Origin of the sequence: Flavobacterium sp. (genome assembly GCF_003525665.1) — a bacterium.
GTDB lineage: Bacteria > Bacteroidota > Bacteroidia > Flavobacteriales > Flavobacteriaceae > Flavobacterium.
The window spans coordinates 27,675-28,923 of the sequence record NZ_DQDX01000017.1 but is presented as its reverse complement, the minus strand read 5'-3'; the positions used below and the strand labels follow the sequence as shown (position 1 = coordinate 28,923).

The following is a 1,249-nucleotide window of genomic DNA, read 5'->3' as shown; positions in this document are numbered from 1 at the left end:
GTAATATATTGTTAATCCACGATTTAGGTAACAATAATTTTTGAGCATTTTGATGATATACTCATTTCGGTATTTATAATTTTTGAAAATAACTTCGTCTGCAATGAAGGCGACTTTTGTACCTTTTCGCTTGGTTGATTCAATTACGTCTTCTTCAATGGTTAGATTTCCTTCTGAGAATTCGGCTGCTTTTTGTTGGTTATCACGAACCGATTCTACACGAAAATAATTGGATAAAGCATTTACCGCTTTGGTACCAACTCCATTCAAACCAACCGATTTTTTAAACGCTTTAGAATCGTACTTTCCACCGGTATTCATTTTGGAAACTACGTCAACTACTTTCCCTAATGGAATTCCACGACCGTAATCACGAACAGTAACTAATTTATCTTTGATTGTTACTTCTATAACTTTTCCTGCACCCATAACGAATTCGTCGATGCAGTTGTCGATTACTTCTTTTAGTAAAATATAAATTCCGTCATCTGGAGACGAACCATCACCGAGTTTCCCAATGTACATTCCGGGACGCATTCGGATGTGTTCTTTCCAATCGAGTGAGCGTATATTGTCTTCGTTATATTGTGTTTCTTGAGCCATTTTAAAATGTATCGATTTTGTGCTAATATAGTGCATTTCGAGCTGATTTTTCAATGGTTTTTATAGAAGTTATTAAGAATGTTTTTGACAATTTGAAGAAAGAAAATAGCGAAGAGAATATAGAAAATAGAGGATGAATTTTGGGGATTTATTTTATATATTTGGGAAATAGAAAAGAAGAAAATGAAGTATCTTGACAAATATTGGAACTATTACGTTGGTGTATTTGTTATATTTATGTTTGTAAAACCTGCGCTTTCATTTCTCGTACTTGGTTTGATGATTTTTTTGAAAAGTCTTGATTATTTTATTTTATTAAAAAACATCAAGAAAAATGGAGCTTACACAGACGGAAAAATCATTTCTTATAAATCTGATAGTGATGGACACAAACAGCCTTATATTCAATACAAAACAAAAGAAGGAGAAAGTTTTGTAGAAATACCATTTTATTATGCTTCTACTGATTTAAGCATATTTAAAACTTATAATGATAAAATTGATCAAAAAATATCCATTATTTACGATAAAAATATCCCAAATAAAATAACAATAGAAAGTGAAGCTAATTTTAATAAATTTAGTTTCATCTTTATGTTTTTAATCGGAATTTTGTTTTGTTTAATAAGTGTTTTAAGCTTGTTAG

General features: G+C 30.3%; 2 protein-coding genes. One reads left to right on the top strand and one right to left on the bottom strand.

Translation table 11 applies throughout. The features are described from left to right. Positions 1-603, bottom strand: a 603-nt coding sequence (locus tag DIU01_RS01220) for an ATP-binding protein (protein WP_290831440.1), incomplete at its 3' end; no start/stop codon positions are given. 183 nt (positions 604-786) lie between these two features. Between DIU01_RS01220 and DIU01_RS01215 the strand changes: the two genes are divergently transcribed. Further along, positions 787-1,249, top strand: a 463-nt coding sequence (locus DIU01_RS01215) for a DUF3592 domain-containing protein (RefSeq protein WP_290831438.1), incomplete at its 3' end; no start/stop codon positions are given.